At 61.8% G+C, this 14,020-nt stretch carries 15 protein-coding genes; 12 read left to right on the top strand and 3 right to left on the bottom strand.

Translation table 11 applies throughout. The features are described from left to right. Positions 1 to 5: 5 nt before the first annotated feature. Positions 6 to 458 carry a large conductance mechanosensitive channel protein MscL gene (mscL, locus tag BLP76_RS08420; RefSeq protein WP_092811588.1) on the bottom strand — a complete coding sequence of 151 codons (453 nt, stop codon included), beginning with the start codon at positions 456 to 458 and terminating at the stop codon, positions 6 to 8. Positions 459 to 618: 160 nt separating this feature from the next. Next, entirely contained in the window at positions 619 to 1,215 is a 597-nt protein-coding gene (locus BLP76_RS08415) for a pilus assembly protein N-terminal domain-containing protein (protein ID WP_170130412.1), read from the bottom strand. A gap of 248 nt (positions 1,216 to 1,463) precedes the next feature. Here BLP76_RS08415 and BLP76_RS08410 point away from each other — a divergent pair, with 248 nt between their 5' ends. From BLP76_RS08410 to BLP76_RS08370, 9 genes are all read left to right on the top strand, one after another. Next, the gene (locus BLP76_RS08410) at positions 1,464 to 1,634 is read left to right on the top strand and encodes a Flp family type IVb pilin (protein WP_092811584.1); all 171 of its coding nucleotides are present in this window, start codon (positions 1,464 to 1,466) and stop codon (positions 1,632 to 1,634) included. Between the two features lie 128 nt (positions 1,635 to 1,762). Then, on the top strand, positions 1,763 to 2,278 hold the full coding sequence (locus BLP76_RS08405; protein WP_170130411.1) for an A24 family peptidase: 516 nt from the start codon (positions 1,763 to 1,765) through the stop codon (positions 2,276 to 2,278). 174 nt (positions 2,279 to 2,452) lie between these two features. Beyond that, positions 2,453 to 3,232: a Flp pilus assembly protein CpaB gene (gene cpaB, locus BLP76_RS08400; RefSeq protein ID WP_092811580.1), complete on the top strand. Its 780-nt coding sequence runs from the start codon at positions 2,453 to 2,455 to the stop codon at positions 3,230 to 3,232. A 32-nt stretch (positions 3,233 to 3,264) separates the two neighbouring features. Then, positions 3,265 to 4,782 (top strand): type II and III secretion system protein family protein, encoded by a 1,518-nt coding sequence (locus BLP76_RS08395; protein WP_170130410.1) that lies wholly within the window; start codon positions 3,265 to 3,267, stop codon positions 4,780 to 4,782. 21 nt (positions 4,783 to 4,803) lie between these two features. Beyond that, the gene (locus BLP76_RS08390) at positions 4,804 to 5,508 is read left to right on the top strand and encodes a CpaD family pilus assembly protein (RefSeq protein ID WP_092811576.1); all 705 of its coding nucleotides are present in this window, start codon (positions 4,804 to 4,806) and stop codon (positions 5,506 to 5,508) included. A 7-nt stretch (positions 5,509 to 5,515) separates the two neighbouring features. Further along, positions 5,516 to 6,817 carry an AAA family ATPase gene (locus BLP76_RS08385; protein WP_244514513.1) on the top strand — a complete coding sequence of 434 codons (1,302 nt, stop codon included), beginning with the start codon at positions 5,516 to 5,518 and terminating at the stop codon, positions 6,815 to 6,817. 15 nt (positions 6,818 to 6,832) lie between these two features. Next, positions 6,833 to 8,308 (top strand): TadA family conjugal transfer-associated ATPase, encoded by a 1,476-nt coding sequence (locus tag BLP76_RS08380; RefSeq protein ID WP_092811574.1) that lies wholly within the window; start codon positions 6,833 to 6,835, stop codon positions 8,306 to 8,308. 61 nt (positions 8,309 to 8,369) lie between these two features. Beyond that, complete coding sequence (locus tag BLP76_RS08375; RefSeq protein ID WP_092812071.1) at positions 8,370 to 9,347, top strand: type II secretion system F family protein; 978 nt, start codon at positions 8,370 to 8,372, stop codon at positions 9,345 to 9,347. Between the two features lie 9 nt (positions 9,348 to 9,356). Further along, complete coding sequence (locus BLP76_RS08370; RefSeq protein ID WP_092811572.1) at positions 9,357 to 10,322, top strand: type II secretion system F family protein; 966 nt, start codon at positions 9,357 to 9,359, stop codon at positions 10,320 to 10,322. Positions 10,323 to 10,407: 85 nt separating this feature from the next. On the opposite strand, the gene BLP76_RS08365 is transcribed toward BLP76_RS08370, so the two are convergent. Continuing rightward, positions 10,408 to 11,217 carry a tetratricopeptide repeat protein gene (locus BLP76_RS08365; protein ID WP_092811570.1) on the bottom strand — a complete coding sequence of 270 codons (810 nt, stop codon included), beginning with the start codon at positions 11,215 to 11,217 and terminating at the stop codon, positions 10,408 to 10,410. Between the two features lie 205 nt (positions 11,218 to 11,422). Here BLP76_RS08365 and BLP76_RS08360 point away from each other — a divergent pair, with 205 nt between their 5' ends. From BLP76_RS08360 to BLP76_RS08350, 3 genes are read left to right on the top strand one after another with little or no spacing between them, the layout of a single operon-like run. Beyond that, positions 11,423 to 12,778, top strand: coding sequence for a leucyl aminopeptidase family protein (locus BLP76_RS08360; protein ID WP_092812069.1), 1,356 nt, complete (start codon positions 11,423 to 11,425; stop codon positions 12,776 to 12,778). Positions 12,779 to 12,799: 21 nt separating this feature from the next. Then, complete coding sequence (locus tag BLP76_RS08355; RefSeq protein WP_092811568.1) at positions 12,800 to 13,147, top strand: MarR family transcriptional regulator; 348 nt, start codon at positions 12,800 to 12,802, stop codon at positions 13,145 to 13,147. After that, positions 13,144 to 14,013: a C40 family peptidase gene (locus tag BLP76_RS08350; RefSeq protein WP_092811566.1), complete on the top strand. Its 870-nt coding sequence runs from the start codon at positions 13,144 to 13,146 to the stop codon at positions 14,011 to 14,013. Before BLP76_RS08355 ends, BLP76_RS08350 begins: the two co-directional genes overlap by 4 nt. Positions 14,014 to 14,020: the final 7 nt, after the last annotated feature.

Raw genomic sequence — 14,020 nt, 5'->3', positions numbered from 1 at the left:
TGGGTTCAAAAGGTCGGATTTCCCTCTTTTGCCGCCGGATTGCGTGTCTGTAGCGCATCCCGGATTTCGCGAAGCAACCGGATGTCTTCCGGCACTTCGGGAGCCGCCGCTGGCTTTTCCTCACGCTTGCGCATCAGCCGGTTCACGACCTTGATCAGCAGGAAGACGGCAAAGGCGACAATCAGGAATTTGACGAGCGCATTGATGAAAAGACCGATGTTCCACGTGACGGCGCCGGCCTGCTTTGCCTGCGTGATGGTGTTGAAGGTGCCCTCGCCCTTCAGCACGACGAAGAACTGCGAGAAGTCCACTCCGCCCAGAAGAAGACCGATCGGCGGCATCAGGATGTCATCGACGAGAGAGGAGACGATCGCGCCGAAGGCCGCGCCGATGATGATGCCGACGGCCATGTCGAGGACATTGCCTTTGAGGGCGAACTCACGGAACTCCTTCAGCATCTAGGCTCCCTTAAAGGTCGTTATGGGTGTTGTCGCCATCGGTCGCAATCAAGGCGAATCTGATCGGCGCCGGACGACAAGGCGTCGGCGCGGGTCTTGGATTCTGCCGCAGGAGCAGGCGCGATGACGAGGCATGCCGGGCTTTGCCCGACCGCAGAGGTCAACGACCGCGAGCGAAACTTTGGCGTTGCTGAATCTGGCTGCTCGCCTGCTCGAAATTCGTCGCCGCGTCGCCGACGGAAATCACCTTCTCGCAGATTGGTGAGCAGGACAGTGTCTGGCGGTTGGATCCATAGAAGATTGTCGTGAGCTGCCGGTCGTTCGACACCACCTGCAAGGTGGCGTTCGCAACCTCGTGTCCATCCTGATCAAGTGCGATCAAGTTGGTCGTGCCGGCCGCCTTGCCCGTGAGGACGAGGGTTTGTTCATCCTCCACCGTTGCGTCCGCGATCCCCGGATTGCCGATCACGATCGTCGACACCGGCTTGTCGAGCTTCATCACCTTGGCGAAATCGATGGTGAGTGCGATCGTGTCCGCACGCGCGGGAAGGCTCGTCGCGACAAGAAGGAGAAGGGGCAGCAGCCCTCCCAGGATGCGAGCGGAAGCGGCTCGATTCGTCCTGGTGCGCATGCTTGGCATGAGGTCTTCCTTACTAAATTCGTCAGCACAATACGTAAGAAGGGTGAACGAATTGCAAAGAACTTCGCGCAAAGGCTCCTCGCTGTTCCGCGTCGCTAAAATTTGTTTGGAGAACATTGGGTCTCGTAAGTGCATGATTTTTCGATATAAAGTTCTGGAATTGTGGCGGGCTTAGCCCAATTCCGTAATTTGAAGAGATCTCGGCACATGCTTCGCGCAAGCTTCCTCGTGCAGCATTGCCCTGGCTCTCTGGATGATTGGATTAAGATTGCCGCAAACAATTGTTGCTAGGCATTGTCCCTAGTTCCCGGGCACCAAAGACCGCAACGGCGGGCGTTCGGGGTGACGACAGAAGGAGCAGAGAGATGAAGAAGCTTGTGAACCGCTTCATGAAGGACGAATCCGGTGCGACCGCCATCGAATATGGCCTGATTGCCGCGCTGGTTTCGGTCGTGATCATCGCCGTGCTGACGACGCTGGGCACCAGTCTGAAGACGACCTTCAGCTCGGTGGCGAGCGGGCTCGGCGCGAGCTGAGGGCTAAACACGAGATTTGGCCTTCGCAGCGGGCGTAAATGCAACGGAGGGCTGTCGCCCTCCGTTTCTCTTTTGGGGACCGTGACGACCAAGAAATTATCGGGGCCAATGCCTTCCGGGAGAATGGCGTGTCCGCAATCGCTCTTCTCAAATACGCCGTTCTACTTCTTTTCCCGCTGCTGATGACCTATGCGGGAATCATGGACCTTTTGACGTTCAAGATTCGCAACGTCCTGGTCCTATTTCTCCTCATTTTGTGGCTGATTGCTGCGCCGCTTGCAGGATTGACGCTGCATGAAATGGGGCTGAGCCTCGCTGTCGGGCTCGCCACCTTTTGCGTGACCTTCGCGTTTTTTGCTGCCGGCTGGATCGGTGGAGGTGATGCCAAGCTTGCCAGTGTAGCCGCCTTGTGGTTCGGCTGGGACGATGTGCTGCCGTATTTTGCTCTGGCCTCCGTGCTGGGAGGGCTGTTGACCCTCCTCGTTCTGCAACTGCGAATGGGCCGCGTCCCCTTTCCCAATTATTGGCCTAACTGCCTCGGCCGTTTCCGCGACGGAGAGAGCGGCGTGCCCTATGGCGTGGCTTTTGCTGCCGCGGCCTTGATTCTGTTTCATCAGACCGATTGGCTCCCCCGGCTCGCATGATCATCGAGGTAACTTCTACCTCTGGATACGGATTGATCGGCCGAGGCAATTTTTGATTGCGTCCCAGAAAGGGACAGATGGCCCGGCGTATTAACCATACCTTGACCATTCCCGAAGAAACTCCGGCTTGAGCGCCCTTAGGCGTGAATTGCGTCAGCCGAGGTTCTCCACGCGATGGCCCCAATCCGATTGATCGTCCTGGTTGTTGCCCTCCTTGCCGGAGGTGCGGCCGCCTATCTGGCGCTCAACCTCGATAGCGGGCCGGCGAACGAGCCCGCCGCCACGCCCGCTCCGCAGGTCGCGATGCGCGACATCCTGGTCGCCTCCGCAGATCTTCCGCAAGGCGTCACGCTCAGCGTTTCGAACATGCGTTGGCAACCCTGGCCCGAAGACAGCATCAATCCTGCCTTCATCAAGAAGACGGCACGGCCGGATGCGATTGAAAAGCTCTCAGGCGTCGTCGTCCGTAATCAATTCCTGAACGGCGAACCGATCCGCGACGGCAAGCTCGCCACCGCCGAGTCCGGCTTCATGTCGGCGATCCTCCCAGAAGGACAGCGTGCCATTGCCGTTCGCGTTTCGGCCGAAAGTGCGGCCGGTGGTTTCGTCCTTCCCAATGACCGCGTCGATATTCTTCTGACGTCCTCTGAGGAAGGCGGCGAATCCCGCTCTCAGGTCACCCGCACAATCCTCCGCAATATTCGCGTTCTGGCCGTCGATCAGACCGTGCAGGAGCGCGAGGGCGAGCCGGTCGTCATCGGTAAGACGGCGACGCTGGAAGTGACCCCGCGCGAAGCCGAGGTCGTGACGGCGGCCGCAAGCAGCGGGACCTTGTCGCTCGCGCTGCGGAGCATGGCGGATGCCGACGATGCGGATACCGCCATCGACCGCAACCGTTCAAGCACCGTCAAGGTGATCCGCTTTGGCGACGAACAGCTGGTGAAGACGCAATGATTGCGCGCCTTGCCCCCAAAAGGAGAGTGAAGATGATCGGGCATGCGCACAGATGGGCGCTGGCGATGCTGACTTTTGTTGCTCTTTCCTTGCCCTTGGCAGGGGCGAGCAAGGCCGCGTCCGACTTTCCTCGCAGCGTGACGCTGAGCGCGACTGGGGCCTCGCAGAACCAGCCTCTACGCCTCGGCGTCAACAAATCCATGGTCGTGGAGCTTCCCCGCGCGGCGGGGGACGTCCTCGTCTCGAACCCGGAGATCGCAGATGCGGTGTTGCGCACCTCCACCAGGCTTTATCTGATCGGCGTCAAAACCGGCCAGGCGAACGTCTTTCTCTTCGATGCCGCCGGAAGGCAGATCGCCAGCCTCGACCTTTACGTTGAAACGGATCTGACACCGCTGAACCGGCTTCTCCGCACGGCGATTCCCGACGCCCAGATCAATGCCGAAGTCATCAATGGGTCGATCGTTCTAACGGGCTATGTCCCGTCCTCCAGCGCCTCTCAGAAAGCCGAACAGATCGCCAGAAGCCTCATTCAATCGTCCGGTGGCGGTGGGGGCACGAGTGCCGGCTCCATCACCATCACTACGGGTGGCGGCAACGGGGGCTCTTCCGACGACGGCCCTGGCATCATCAACCTCCTCAAGATCACGGGCCAGGAGCAGGTCAATCTGCGTGTCACGATTGCGGAGGTGAATCGCGAGATCGTCAAACAGCTCGGCATCAACACCCAGGCAATGCTGCAAGACGGCAATCTAGGTTTTGGCGCCATCAGCGGCGGTGCTGTCACTGGGGTGAGCAGCCTCTCGCCGTTCAATTTTCCGATCAACACCAACACCGATCCCGCCTCGGGCGGGTTTGCCTGGAACAACAATGGCAATAAGCTCTCAGCGAGCATCAAGGCCTTGGAAGAGGCGAGCATGCTGCGCAACCTCGCCGAACCCAATCTGACGGCCGTGTCCGGCGAGACAGCCAATTTTTTGGTAGGTGGCGAATTCCCGGTGCCGGTTGCAGTCGATGACGACGGCAACATTTCGGTGGCGTTCAAGCAGTTCGGCGTCAATCTCGCTTTCACGCCCGTCGTTCTCGACGCAGGTCGCATCAGCCTCAAGGTGCGCACCGAAGTGAGCGACCTCGCGACCGAAGGCTCCTTTTCGACGGCTGCCGGTATCACCATTCCCGGAATTACCGTGCGCCGCGCAGAGACGACGGTCGAGCTCCCCTCTGGCGGAGCTTTCGCCATTGCCGGCCTCATCCAGGACGAAACCCGTCGTGCGGTTTCGGGCCTGCCGGGATTGCAGCACTTGCCAATTCTCGGGGCTCTGTTCTCCTCCAAGGATTTCCTGCGCTCCCAAACGGAGCTTGTCGTCATCATCACACCCTACGTGGTCAAACCGGTGTCGCCGCAGAAACTCGCTCGTCCCGACGACAATATGGCGATGGCCAATGACGCCGAGGCTTATTTTCTTGGCAGTTTGGTCAAGCGCTATGGCGCCCAGGGAGACCGCCCGACGGGTGTTTACGCCGGTCAGGTCGGATTTTCGTTCGACTGATCGGATAAGGGGAACGACTTCATGCAATCCTTCGCATGTCATGGCCGCAGGGGTGGGGCGAAGGCAGCGTTCGCGCTCGTCCTCTCTGCCTGGCTCCTGGCCGGTTGCCAGTCACAAAATATTAACCAAGCCGGACTCGAGCGGCAGGATTATCGCCTGAGACATCCCATTATGGTTTCGGAGGAGGCTGAGACGCTCGATATCCCGATCGGGATGCGTGGCGGGCATTTGTCGCCTGAGATCAAGGATGCGATTTACGATTACGCTCTCGGCTATCGTGACACAGGCATCGGTTCGGTGACCGTTCAGGTGCCGAGCGGCTCCGGCAATGACATCGCAGCCGCGGCGGCCTCGCGCGCCATCCGAGCAGCCGTCTTGGAGGCGGGGGTTGAGCCGGAACTCGTGCGCGTTGCGCCCTATCGCAGCAATGCGAGCCGCGCGGCCCCCGTGCGTCTGTCCTATTTGAAGGTCAAGGCGGTGACACCGAAATGCGGTGTCTGGCCGGACGACGTGACCGCCACGACGGACAATCGCGAATACTACAACTTCGGCTGTGCTTCGCAGCACAATCTTGCCGCTATGGTGGCCAATCCTGCTGATCTGCTGCAGCCGCGCCAGATGTCTCCGGCGAACGCGACACGGCGCGCGAAGGTTCTTCAGGACTATGCTTCGGGTTCAGAGACCAAGTCCGGCATAACCCTGATCAGCAGCGATTTGGGAGATTGATAGCCCGATGAGCAGCAATGATTTCGACGACCCCTTTGCGGAGGGAATGTCCGAGCCGGAGACGACGGAGAAGGCCGATATCAAGCCGGTCCCGCGCGTCACCATCCAGGCATTTTGCGATACGCCGGAAGTCGCTGCCACTTTCGATATGGCCTGCTCCGACCGGCGCATGGCGCGCGCGCATTGCAAGGTGCATACCGGCGGTCTTGGTGCGGCCTGCGAGTTCTATCGCTCCGCGCCGACCCCCAATCTGATCGTGGTCGAAAGCCGCCTGGAGAAAGAAGATCTTCTGGCGCGCCTAGATGAGCTCGCGGAAGTCTGCGACGCCGGCACGAAGGTTCTCGTCATCGGCCATTCCAACGATGTGGCAACCTATCGTGAACTGATCAGGCGCGGCGTCAGCGAATATCTCGTCGCGCCGATCGACGTTATGGCCGTGATCCGTGCCATCGCCGATATCTATAGCGACGAAGGCAGCGCGAAGCTCGGACAGGTCTTCGCCTTCATCGGCGCCAAAGGCGGCGTGGGATCTTCAACAGTCGCCCATAATCTCGCCTCGACGATGGCCTCCGTCTTCGCCTCTGACGTCATCCTCGCCGATCTCGACCTGGCATTCGGGACTGCGGGCCTCGACTTTAACGAGGATCCGCCGCAGGGCATGGCGGACGCCGTCTTCGGCTCCGACCGTCTCGACGAGGTCCTCCTCGACCGCCTCCTGACCAAGTGCCAGGAGCATCTGAGCCTGCTCGCTGCCCCCGCGACGCTCGACAAGACCTACGATTTCGACGAAGAGGCCTTCGACCACGTCCTTGATCTCGTGCAGTCGAATGTGCCGATGGTGGTGCTCGACCTGCCGCACCTTTGGACCGCTTGGGCGCGCAAGACGTTGCTTGCGGCCGATGAAATCATCATCACCGCGACCCCCGATCTCGCCAATCTGCGCAACACCAAAAATCTGGTCGACTTCCTCAAACAGGCGCGGCCCAACGATGCGCCTCCGAGGCTCGTTCTGAACAAGGTCGGCGTGCCGCGCCAGCCGGAGATCAAGGCGGACGATTTTGCCGCCGCGCTGCAATTGCCGACGAGTGCCGTGATCCCCTTTGATCCGCTTCTTTTCGGGACGGCAGCCAACAACGGCCAGATGATTGCCGAAGCCTCGGCGAAATCCAATGTCAATGAGATCTTCATGGACCTGGCCCAGGTTGTCACCGGCCGCAAAGAGACCAAGCACGGGCGTAAATCGAGCCTCCTCTTGGGACCTTTGCTCGAAAAGCTGAAGTCGAAACCCAAATCGAAGCGGGCCGCGTAACCCAGGGAAGAGTGTATGTTCGGCAAGCGCAGCGTCACCGAGCTCGAACAAGGGCAACGACCGAAGCCATCGTCCGAGGCGCAGAAGAAGCCTGCCGTATCGGAGAGTGCGGTGAAGGCGGCGGCCCCGGCTGCCCCCAGCCTGACACCGCCGCCTGTGCCGGCGAAGTCCGCGAAAATCGCAGCGCGGCCGCGCAAGTCGGAAGAATATTACCGCGTCAAAACGCAGATCTTCGGCGCGCTGATCGACACGATCGACCTGTCGCAGCTTGCCAAGATGGATGCCGAGCAGGCGCGCGAGGAAATCCGCGATATCGTCAACGACATCATCACGGTGAAGAACCTGGTGATGTCGATCTCCGAGCAGGAGGAGCTGCTTGAAGATATCTGCAACGATGTTCTCGGCTATGGGCCGCTCGAGCCGCTGCTGGCGCGCGACGACATCGCCGACATCATGGTCAACGGTTTCGAGCAGGTCTTCATCGAAGTTCTGGGCAAGGTCGAGGAGACGGACATCCGCTTCCGCGACAACGCGCAGCTTCTGAATATCTGCCAGCGTATCGTCAGCCAGGTCGGCCGCCGGGTCGACGAATCGAGCCCGATCTGCGACGCGCGCCTGCCCGATGGATCGCGCGTCAACGTCATTGCTCCGCCTTTGTCGATCGACGGGCCCGCTCTCACCATTCGAAAGTTCAAGAAGGACAAGCTCACCCTCGATCAGCTCGTCCGCTTCGGCACGATCACGCCGGAAGGCGCGACCATTCTGCAGATCATCGGCCGGGTTCGCTGCAACGTGCTGGTGTCCGGCGGCACTGGTTCGGGCAAGACCACGCTGTTGAACTGCCTGACCCGCTACATCGATCACGACGAGCGTATCGTCACCTGCGAGGACGCGGCCGAACTGCAATTGCAGCAGCCGCATGTCGTGCGCCTGGAGACCCGTCCGCCGAACCTCGAAGGCGAGGGTGAGGTGACGATGCGTGATCTCGTCAAGAACTGCCTGCGTATGCGCCCGGAACGTATCATCGTCGGCGAGGTGCGCGGACCGGAAGCCTTCGACCTCCTACAGGCTATGAATACGGGCCATGACGGCTCGATGGGCACCTTGCACGCCAACTCGCCGCGTGAGGCGCTGAGCCGTATTGAATCGATGATCACCATGGGCGGCTACGCGCTGCCCTCGCGCACCATCCGCGAAATGATGGTCTCCTCGATCGACGTCATCGTCCAGGCCGCGCGTCTGCGCGACGGTTCGCGCCGCATCACCCACATCACCGAGGTGCTCGGGATGGAAGGCGACGTCATCATCACGCAGGATCTCTTCGTCTATGACATCGTAGGCGAAGACAAGGATGGGCGCGTTCTCGGCCGCCATCGCTCGACCGGCATCGGCCGTCCCGCCTTCTGGGACCGGGCGCGCTATTTCAACGAAGAACAGCGCCTTGCCGCGGCTCTCGATGCTGCCGAGGCGGACGAGCCGATGCGCGCATGAGCGGAGCCCGGGCCAGAGATCGTCGCAGGTGTGAGAGGGCGCGGCCGTGCTGACGCCCGAGATGATCAAGCTCGCCCTTGTCGGCGTCATAATCCTCTCGGTCGGGGGCGTGATCTTCGCGCTCTTTTCGTCGGGGCTCGGAGGCGGCTCGCGCAGTCAAAAGCGTGTCGAAGGGGTCACCGCTCGTCCTCTCACCACGGAGCGCAAGGGTGGCGAAGAAGGCCGCCGGCGCCGCAGCGTGGAAGAAACGCTGCGCGAGATCGAAGAGCAGCAGAAATCGAAACGCAGCCGCAAACCGACCCTTGTCTTGCGTATGCGTCAGGCCGGCCTTTCCTGGTCGGCCAGGACTTTCACCGTGATTTGCGCCGTCACCGCGCTTTTGGCGATTACGCTTCTGGTGCTCTTGGGCATTCTGCCCCTTGTGCCTGCAGTGGGTTTCGGCATCGGCCTCGGCATTCTTCTGCCCTATGGATATGTGAATTTCCTGCGCAAGCGCCGCTTCAAGCAGTTTACGGCCGAATTCCCGAACGCGCTCGACGTGGTGGTGCGCGGGGTCAAGGCGGGTCTGCCGTTGATCGATTGCATGAAAATCATCGCCGCCGAAGCCTCGCCGCCGGTTTCGACTGAATTCCGCGAGATCATCGAGGACCAGACGCTCGGTATGCCGCTCGATGAGGCGGTTTCCAAGCTGCCCGAACGCATCCCGCTGCAGGAAGCGAATTTCTTCGCCATCGTCATCGCCATCCAATCGCGCACGGGCGGCAGTCTCGCCGAGGCGCTGTCGAACCTCTCCAAGGTTCTACGCGAGCGCAAGAAGATGGCCGGAAAGATCAAGGCGATGAGCTCGGAGGCGAAGTCCTCGGCGATGATCATCGGTAGCCTGCCGATCATCGTCGGGTCGATCGTCTATCTGACGAGCCCCGATTACATCGCTCTGCTCTTTACAACGACGCTCGGCCATATCGTCCTGGCGGCGTCTGCGTTCTGGATGATGACCGGCATCCTCGTGATGCGCAAAATGATCAACTTTGATTTCTAGCGCCCGGCCATGAACCTCATTCAGCAAAATGCCGATCTCTTCATCGCCCTTGCCTCGGCGCTGTCGGTGTTCTCGGCGATCGTCGTTCTCGCCTGGCCCTATCTTGCCGGCGACAATCTTTCCGCGCGTATGAAGCAGGTGTCGAGTGAGCGTGAGCGTATCCGCGCGCGCGAGCGTGCCAAGCTGGATGCCGCCAAGAAACAGGCGACGCTGAAGCCCGAACCGACGCGCTGGGTCAAAAACTTCGTCGACCGCTTCAACCTTCTGAAGCAGGCGGAAGACGGCGAGATCGTCAACAAGCTCAGAATGGCGGGCCTGCGCGGCCAGAATCCGGTTCTCTTCTTTCTCGCGGCTCGCCTTCTCGCGCCGCTCGGGATGTTCATCGCCTCGGCGCTTTATCTCTTCGGTCTCGATCCAATCGATCAGCCTCCCACGATCAAGCTCGTGATCGTCGTGGCAGCCGCCTATCTCGGCTATTATCTGCCCGGGCTCTACGTGAAGAACCGCACGACGAAGCGCCAGACGGCCATCAAGCAGGCCTGGCCGGATGCGCTCGACCTCCTCCTCATCTGCGTCGAATCGGGCATGGGTATCGAATCGGCCTTCCGAAAGGTGTCGGAGGAGATCGGCCATCAATCGGTGGAACTGGCGGAGGAACTGTCGCTGACGACGGCGGAGCTCTCCTATCTCCAGGATCGGCGCAAGGCGTATGAGAATCTCGGCAAGCGCACCGGTGTCGAGGGTGTGCGCGCGGTCGTGACGAGCCTCGTTCAGGCGGAAAAATACGGCACGCCGCTCGGCCAGTCCCTGCGCGTACTGGCCCAAGAAAACCGTGACATGCGCATGGCGGAGGCCGAAAAGAAGGCGGCTTCGCTGCCGCCGAAGCTCACCGTGCCGATGATCCTGTTCTTTCTGCCGGTCCTGTTCGCCGTGATCATCACGCCGGCGGCGATCCAGGTGATGGCGATGAATTGAGGCGCGGCGGCATTTTGCGCGCGCGAGGCCAGATGCTGCGGGTGGGGCCGAAAACGCAGGATCGCTGGCGTTGCGGCGATGCCCCTCAGCCCGCCTGCTTGATGTCCTTCCAGGTGTCTTTCTGGGCCAGCATCGCCCGCAGATAGGCGATGTTTGCTTGTGCTTCTTCAAGCGAGAGATCCTGCGAAGCGACCGCCTCCGCCTCGCGGAAATTCCCCTGAAGCCCGAGGACGAGCGCCAGGTTCTGGCGCACCTTCGCTGATGCGGTGGGGTTGGCGGCCGCCTGGCGGAGCACTTTCTCGGCCTCGTCGAGCTCGCCGGTCAGCGTGTAGGACATGCCGAGATTGTTGAGGATCTGCGGCTCGCCGGGGGCGAGCACGAGCGCCTGACGGTAGGCCTGACGCGCCTGTTCGTTCTGGCCGACGGAATCGAGGATACCCCCTTCCGTCGCGAGCAGGCGCCAATCCGGATTGTCGCGATGCTGAGCCCGCTGCACGGTCGCCAACGCTTCCTGGAACTCTCCGTTCTCGGCAAGCGCCTTGCCGAAGGCGGCAAGCACCTGCCGGTCTTTCGGATGGAAGATGATGGCTTTGCGCAAAACGGCCACGGCCTGAGACGGCTGGCCGGCCGCCCGCAACGCTGCCGCATAATTGAGCGCCGCGACTCTGTCTTTTTCATCGCTGCTGTACCGCGCGCCCCAGGCCTGGACGGCGCGCAGCGCCTGGTCGTGGCTGAGATTGGACACTTCGAGCGTCTGTGTCGCGCCGATCGAGCCGGTGGTGCGAGGCGCATCGGCCTGCCGGCTCTGGCATCCCGCCGCAAAGGCCACGAGCGAAAGAATGGCAGCGGTTCGAAGAAGCGCCGCACCTGATTTCTGACTTGGCCGCATCCGCATGGAGGCTGTCCCGTTCTGGCACGTTATGCGCCAAGATGTAGGCCTCACTGGCTAAGCATTCGTTAACGCTAAATGCGGCAGGTCATGCATCTTCCAGGATCGTCCTCGTTGCAAAGGCCGACGCCCGCGCCTAGGGGTGGGCCGATCGGAGGATATCTTGAGCAATCATCCAGTTTTCGTCAGGGCCGGCGAAGTCGGCGCCGAAATGGGCGTGACGCCCGTCACGGTCATCGAAGAAGCGGGGCTCGACGAAGCCCTTGCCGGGCTCAGCGATCAGCACCGCAAGTTCGCGGATGTCAGCGGCTTTTGCGCCCATAGCGGCGATATCGCACTTCTTCCAGGAGCGGACGGAGGGCTCGAACGCGTGCTCTTCGGAGCCGGTCGTGGCGGTCTAGGCAGAAATCCGTTTCTCACCGGCAAGCTCGCGCAAAAGCTTCCGGACGGACATTACCGTCTCGAAGGTGCGCTGGGCGAATTGCGCCTTGCCGCCCTCGGCTTCGCGCTCGGCGGCTACCGTTTCACCCGCTATCATGGCGAAGCGAACGTGGAACGGCCGTGCCTCGTCCTGCCGGATGATTTCGATATCGAAGCGCTGCGGCGCACGGCGGAGAGCGTCAGCCTCACGCGCGATCTCATCAACACGCCGGCCAACGATTTCGGTCCTGCCGAGCTTGCCTCAGCGGCGCGGCAACTGGCGGAAGAGACGGGAGCTGATTTTACGCTGACCGAAGGCGAGGAGCTGGCGCGCAACTATCCGCTCATCCATGCCGTCGGTCACGGCAGTGACCGCGCACCCTGTCTGATCGATATGAGATGGGGTGACGAGGCCGATCCCAAGCTGACGCTCGTCGGCAAGGGCGTCGTCTTCGACACGGGTGGCCTCGACATCAAGCCGCCGTCCTCGATGCTTCTGATGAAGAAAGACATGGGCGGGGCGGCAAATGTCTTGGGGCTTGCCCGCATGATCATGCTCGCGGGCCTGAAGGTGCGCCTTCGTGTTCTCATCCCGGCCGTGGAGAACTCCATATCTGGTCGTGCCTTCCGCCCCGGCGATGTCTTCCCGAGCCGCAAGGGCCTGACGGTCGAGATTGGCAACACCGACGCGGAGGGCCGGCTGGTTCTGGCCGACGCTCTGGCTTTGGCTGATGAGGAAAAGCCCGAGCTCATCGTCTCGATGGCGACCTTGACGGGTGCCGCACGCGTCGCCGTCGGACCCGATATCGCGCCCTTCTTCACCGACGACGAGGCCGTCGTGGGAGGCGTTCAGGCTGCGGCCGAAACGGAGCATGATCCCGTCTGGCGGCTGCCCTTGTGGAAGCCCTACGATGCGTGGCTCTCCTCCGAAATTGCCGATGTGAACCATATTTCGAGCAACAGCTTCGCCGGGGCGACCACGGCCGCGCTGTTTCTGTCGCGTTTCGTGACCGAAAGCCCGGCCTATCTGCACTTCGACATTTTCGGCTGGGCGCCGAAGGCACGGGCTCTCGGACCCAAAGGCGGCGAGGCGCAAGGGATTCGGGCGCTCTTCGCCTATTGCGCCGAGCGCTACGGCCGGGGCTGACGTGCCCGAATTCGGCCTCTCATGACGATCCTGCGGTCGAGCCAGGCTCTGCGTCTGTGGCACGAGGTGACGCTGTCGCTGGTGCGTGCCGACGAGCCGGATCTGACGGCGCGCCAGATGACGGTCCTCTTGATCGTCTATCTGGAGGCGCCGCCGCATACGGTCCGCGGGCTTGCCGCAAAACTCGGCGTCACCAAGGCCGTCATCACCCGCGCGCTCGATACGCTCGGCCGGCACGGCCTTCTGACCCGCAAGCGCGATCCCAAAGACATGCGCAATGTTCTGGTGCAGCGAACGGTGGACGGGGCGCTCTTTCTGGAGCGCTTCGCCGACCTCGTGGTGGCCAAGACCGAGGATGTGACACGATGACGAAGCTTGATCCGCGCCGCAACGCTTTCCGGCGCGACCTCGCGGATGCGCGCCTCAAGGGACAAGTAGAGGCCCCACGCTACGTCGAAGGCAGTCTCTATCAGGTGGTCGAAGGAACGGCGCCGGTGAGACGCGAGCCGAACCCGATGGGCGCACTCGAGACGCAGGCCCTCTATGGCGAAATTGTCCGCGTCTTCGAAGAGACCGGCGAGGGCTGGGCCTGGGGCCAGCTCGAAGGCGACGGCTATGTCGGCTGGCTGCCGACCGCCTCGCTGCGGGCAGAGGTAACGGGACCCACCCATCGCGTTGCCGCGCGAAGCACCTTTCTGTTTCCGGGCCCCGATATCAAACTGCCGCCGCTCATGACCTTGCCTCTCGGCGCCGAAGTGGCGGTGACGGGGGAGGCGCAGGATAAGAACGCCCGTTACGGTCTCATCGAACCCGCCGGTGCCGTCGTCATGCAGCATCTGTCTCCCGTGGACGCCCCGCGTGAGCCCGACTGGACTGCCGTGGCGGAGAGTTTTCTGGGCGTCCCCTATCTCTGGGGCGGCAAGACGGATGCCGGTATCGACTGCTCGGGCCTCGTCCAGGTCGCACTTCACACGGCCGGGAGACAGGCACCGAGGGATGCCGATATGCAGGCGGCCGAGATCGGCGAGGCGCTCGAAATTGGCGATGATCTGCCGCCGCTTCGCCGCGGCGATCTCATTTTCTGGGAGGGCCATGTCGGCCTGATGCGCGACGGCGAAACCCTTCTGCACGCCAACGCTTTCCACATGTGTTCAGCGAGCGAGCCGCTGGTTGCGGCACGATCGCGTTTTGCCGCCAAAGGTCTCAAGATCACCGCAATTCGACGCTTGCAATGAGGCTATC

Origin of the sequence: Afifella marina DSM 2698 (genome assembly GCF_900102695.1) — a bacterium.
Taxonomy (GTDB): domain Bacteria; phylum Pseudomonadota; class Alphaproteobacteria; order Rhizobiales; family Afifellaceae; genus Afifella; species Afifella marina.
This window is presented reverse-complemented; position numbering and strand designations above follow the sequence as displayed.

Bases quoted from the DNA above. Each gene is read 5' to 3' on its own strand.
- mscL (WP_092811588.1), bottom strand. From the start codon at position 458: ATGCTGAAGGAGTTCCGTGAGTTCGCCCTCAAAGGCAATGTCCTCGAC.
- BLP76_RS08415 (WP_170130412.1), bottom strand. From the start codon at position 1,215: ATGTTCTCCAAACAAATTTTAGCGACGCGGAACAGCGAGGAGCCTTTG.
- BLP76_RS08410 (WP_092811584.1), top strand. From the start codon at position 1,464: ATGAAGAAGCTTGTGAACCGCTTCATGAAGGACGAATCCGGTGCGACC.
- cpaB (WP_092811580.1), top strand. From the start codon at position 2,453: ATGGCCCCAATCCGATTGATCGTCCTGGTTGTTGCCCTCCTTGCCGGA.
- BLP76_RS08395 (WP_170130410.1), top strand. From the start codon at position 3,265: ATGATCGGGCATGCGCACAGATGGGCGCTGGCGATGCTGACTTTTGTT.
- BLP76_RS08390 (WP_092811576.1), top strand. From the start codon at position 4,804: ATGCAATCCTTCGCATGTCATGGCCGCAGGGGTGGGGCGAAGGCAGCG.
- BLP76_RS08385 (WP_244514513.1), top strand. From the start codon at position 5,516: ATGAGCAGCAATGATTTCGACGACCCCTTTGCGGAGGGAATGTCCGAG.
- BLP76_RS08380 (WP_092811574.1), top strand. From the start codon at position 6,833: ATGTTCGGCAAGCGCAGCGTCACCGAGCTCGAACAAGGGCAACGACCG.
- BLP76_RS08375 (WP_092812071.1), top strand. From the start codon at position 8,370: ATGATCAAGCTCGCCCTTGTCGGCGTCATAATCCTCTCGGTCGGGGGC.
- BLP76_RS08370 (WP_092811572.1), top strand. From the start codon at position 9,357: ATGAACCTCATTCAGCAAAATGCCGATCTCTTCATCGCCCTTGCCTCG.
- BLP76_RS08365 (WP_092811570.1), bottom strand. From the start codon at position 11,217: ATGCGGATGCGGCCAAGTCAGAAATCAGGTGCGGCGCTTCTTCGAACC.
- BLP76_RS08360 (WP_092812069.1), top strand. From the start codon at position 11,423: ATGGGCGTGACGCCCGTCACGGTCATCGAAGAAGCGGGGCTCGACGAA.
- BLP76_RS08355 (WP_092811568.1), top strand. From the start codon at position 12,800: ATGACGATCCTGCGGTCGAGCCAGGCTCTGCGTCTGTGGCACGAGGTG.
- BLP76_RS08350 (WP_092811566.1), top strand. From the start codon at position 13,144: ATGACGAAGCTTGATCCGCGCCGCAACGCTTTCCGGCGCGACCTCGCG.